Source organism: Kineococcus siccus, from assembly GCF_009906795.1.
In the GTDB taxonomy this organism is placed as follows: domain Bacteria; phylum Actinomycetota; class Actinomycetes; order Actinomycetales; family Kineococcaceae; genus Kineococcus; species Kineococcus siccus.
Genome location: NZ_JAAALN010000336.1, coordinates 1 through 2,935 on the forward strand (window position 1 = coordinate 1; position 2,935 = coordinate 2,935).

4 protein-coding genes are annotated in these 2,935 nt (G+C 77.1%); 1 reads left to right on the forward strand and 3 read right to left on the reverse strand.

Annotated features, from left to right (window positions below):
• Positions 1 to 17: 17 nt before the first annotated feature.
• The 3 genes from GTR02_RS21040 to GTR02_RS21050 form a co-directional block, all read right to left on the reverse strand.
• The gene (locus GTR02_RS21040) at positions 18 to 491 is read right to left on the reverse strand and encodes a transcriptional repressor (RefSeq protein ID WP_166609426.1); all 474 of its coding nucleotides are present in this window, start codon (positions 489 to 491) and stop codon (positions 18 to 20) included.
• Between the two features lie 35 nt (positions 492 to 526).
• Positions 527 to 1,060 (reverse strand): heme-binding beta-barrel domain-containing protein, encoded by a 534-nt coding sequence (locus tag GTR02_RS21045; RefSeq protein ID WP_166609427.1) that lies wholly within the window; start codon positions 1,058 to 1,060, stop codon positions 527 to 529.
• Positions 1,061 to 1,258: 198 nt separating this feature from the next.
• Positions 1,259 to 2,029, reverse strand: coding sequence for a hypothetical protein (locus GTR02_RS21050; RefSeq protein ID WP_166609428.1), 771 nt, complete (start codon positions 2,027 to 2,029; stop codon positions 1,259 to 1,261).
• A 124-nt stretch (positions 2,030 to 2,153) separates the two neighbouring features.
• Here GTR02_RS21050 and GTR02_RS21055 point away from each other — a divergent pair.
• The coding region (locus GTR02_RS21055) for a response regulator transcription factor (protein WP_338073965.1) at positions 2,154 to 2,935 on the forward strand (782 nt) is incomplete at its 3' end.

The window sequence follows — 2,935 nt, forward strand, 5'->3', positions numbered from 1 at the left end:
CGTCTCGACGGTGGTGCTCACGACGCCTCCGAGGGGTGGTGGTCGCCGGCCGGTGGGCCGGCGACGTCGGTGCGGCACGCGGCGCAGCGGCCGCGCAGCGCGAGGTGGCGGGTGTCGAGGCGGAAGCCGTGCTCGCGCAGGACGTCCGCCGCGAAGCCCGCGGCGAGCCCCGCGGGGACCTCGTCGACGGCCCCGCACGACCCGCACAGCAGGTGCAGGTGGTCGGCGTGCTCGACGGCGTGGAAGGACGGTGACGGCCGGTCCAGCTGCGTGCGGGCCACGAGGCCCAGCTCCTCGAGCAGCGACAGGGCGCGGTACACCGTCGAGGGGTTGACCGCGCCGGCGCCGGAGGCGTCCTGCGCGTCCAGCCGGGCCGCGACCTCCTCGGCCGTGGCGTGGCCGAGGCCCCGCACCGCCGCGAGCACGCGCTCGCGCTGCGGGGTCAGGCGCAGGCCGCGGGCGTGCAGCACGCTGCCCAGGTCCTCGCTCACCGCACCACGCTCACGGGAGCGAGCCTACGTCCGGGTCAGGACACCCGCTTCAGGCGGGCGGAGGCGTAGCTGCGCATCGGGTGGCCGTCGGCGGCGACGTCCAGGGCCCAGAGCAGGTCGCCCTCGACGAGCCCGTACAGGCGCTGGGCGGCCGTGTACTCGTGCGCGGTCGTCGTGCGGGCGACGACGTCGGTGGCGAGCTCGATCCGCGGGCCGGTGGCGGAGCCGACGAGCACCTCCACCACGCCCGTGGGGTGCGCCAGCAGCACCTCGAGGTCGACGGGGACGGGCTGGCCGGGCGCGGCGACGGCCGTCACGGGCTGCGGGCGCCAGAAGCCCGTCTCCACGTCGAGCGGCGCGGTCGTCTGCCCGGACTCGTCCAGCGCCCAGCTGGTCGCGGTGTAGCTGAGGAAGTCACGGCCGTCGTGCGTGAACTCGACGGCCTGGCCGAAGCGGGTGTCCTCACCGCGGGCGGGGTGACCGAGGACGCCGACCCCCTCCCAGCGGCCGATGAGCCAGGCCAGGGGGACGAGGGAGAGCGGGGTGTCGGAGCTGAGCGGGACGGGCACGCCTCAGCGCTGTCCCTTGTAGAGGCGGTACACGACGAAGCCCGCGAACCACATGATGACGATCGAGACGACGATCAGCAGGACGAGGAAGAAGACTTCGATGGCGTGCACGGAGCCAGCCTACCGGCGCCCCGGCGCCCCGCCCGGTCACGTGTCCGGTCTCACGCAGGCGCCGCCGCGCGCACCCGGGGCCCGGTGTCAGCCGAGCAGCAGCCGGCCCACCACGTACGCGCCGGCCCCGGCCATGGCCACGGGCGCCGCGGCCACCGCGAGCGCCGCGGACAGCCCGTGCACACCGGGCAGCCGCTCCGAGTGCGCCCGCCAGCTCGCGCTGAGCAGCCCGGCACCGAGCCCCGCCACGACGCCCGCGACGCTCCAGCGCACGTCCGAGACCACGTCGCCCGCGCCCAGCAGGGCCGCGAGACCGCTGGCGAGCCACCCGGCGGCCGCCCCCGCGACGAGGCTCACCGGGCCCGCCACCCGCAGCGGCCAGCCGACGGCGCACACGGCCGCGGACGCGGCGAGGGCCGAGAGCACGACGGCCGCGAAGGCGGCGCCCGCGACCGTGCCGGGGAGGGCGACCCAGGCGGCGGCCAGCACGACCACCGACTGGCCGGTCACGGAGCCCGTCACCGACTCCACCAGGCGGGGCCGGCCGTCGCGGCGCAGCAGCTGGTGCACGAAGGCGAGGAGGAGCGCGAGCGCCGCGGCCGCGGGCAGCACCGTGAGCGGGTCCTCGCCGGTCGCGGTCCGCAGCACCACCGTCACGGCCGCCGCGGCCGCGGCGAGGGCGACCACCGCCGCGGTCCCCCGGCGCGAGGGCAGGTCGAGCAGCGGGGACCAGCCGACGGCCACGAGCAGGCCCACGAGCACGACCGCGACCGTGAGCAGGCCGGACGGCGCGAAGGCCGCGACGGCCACCAGGGCCGCGAGGGCGGCCGTGGTCGAGGCCGTCGCGGAGGTGCTCACGCCGCGCATCCTCGCGCACGGGGCCTGCACGTCGCGACCACGGCACGTGCGCACCCGGTTATCCTCGTGGCCTCGTGACCCGCCCCGGCGGTTCACCCTGGCGCGGAGGAGGGCAGCAGAGCCGGTGGCCCAGATCCTCGTGCTGACCAACGCGCTCACCCCGTCGACGGACGTGCTCCCCGCGCTGGGGCTGCTGCCGCACACCGTGCGGGTGCTCCCGGCGGAGGCCTCCGTGCTGGTCGACGAGCCGACGTCGGACGCCGTGCTGGTCGACGGCCGCCGCGAGCTCGCGGCCGCCCGGTCGCTGTGCCGCCTGCTGCGCACGACGGGTCTGTCCCAGCCCCTGCTGCTCGTCCTCACCGAGGGCGGCATGGCGGCGGTCGCCGCGGACTGGGGCGCCGACGACATCCTGCTCGACTCGTGCGGCCCCGCCGAGCTGGACGCCCGCCTGCGGCTGGCCTCGGGCCGGCTGCGCCGCAGCGCGGAGGAGGCCGAGGGCGCGGCGCCCACCGAGATCCGCGCGGGCGACGTCGTCATCGACGAGGCGGCGTACTCGGCGCGCGTGCGCGGGCGGCAGCTGGACCTCACCTACAAGGAGTTCGAGCTCCTCAAGCACCTCGCCCAGCACCCCGGCCGCGTCTTCACGCGCGCGCAGCTGCTGCAGGAGGTCTGGGGCTACGACTACTTCGGCGGCACCCGCACGGTCGACGTCCACGTCCGGCGGCTGCGGGCCAAGCTCGGGGTCGAGCACGAGCACGCCATCGGCACCGTCCGCAACGTCGGCTACCGGTTCGTGGCCAACGGCCGCGACACCGACGACGCCGACCTGGGCGCGCTCGAGGAGCTGGCGACGGTCGGCCCGGAACCCGCCGCCCCGGGCCCGGAGCCGCGCGAGCGGACCGCACC